The organism is Cytobacillus praedii (assembly GCF_001439605.1).
Taxonomy (GTDB): Bacteria; Bacillota; Bacilli; order Bacillales; family Cytobacillaceae; genus Cytobacillus; species Cytobacillus praedii.
In genome coordinates this window covers 1-274 of record NZ_LMBX01000034.1, presented here as the reverse complement: position 1 = coordinate 274, position 274 = coordinate 1, and the positions used below count along the sequence as shown (strand labels likewise).

2 tRNA genes are annotated in these 274 nt (G+C 50.7%); both read right to left on the bottom strand.

Annotation, left to right across the window (positions count from 1 at the left end):
- Position 1 precedes the first annotated feature (1 nt).
- Positions 2-76 (bottom strand) — tRNA-Glu (locus tag ASU02_RS23000).
- Between the two features lie 21 nt (positions 77-97).
- Positions 98-170 (bottom strand) — tRNA-Thr (locus ASU02_RS22995).
- Positions 171-274 lie beyond the last annotated feature (104 nt).

The window sequence follows — 274 nt, the reverse complement described above, 5'->3', positions numbered from 1 at the left end:
ATGGTGACCCCTACGGGATTCGAACCCGTGTTACCGCCGTGAAAGGGCGGTGTCTTAACCGCTTGACCAAGGGGCCATATAATTATTTATTATGGTAAGCTCCCAAGCGGGCTCGAACCGCTGACCTCTTCCTTACCATGGAAGTGCTCTACCTGCTGAGCTATGGAAGCACAAAAACTACCTGCTCAAATAGATGTTAAAAATGGCTCCGCAGGTAGGACTCGAACCTACGACCGATCGGTTAACAGCCGATAGCTCTACCACTGAGCTACTG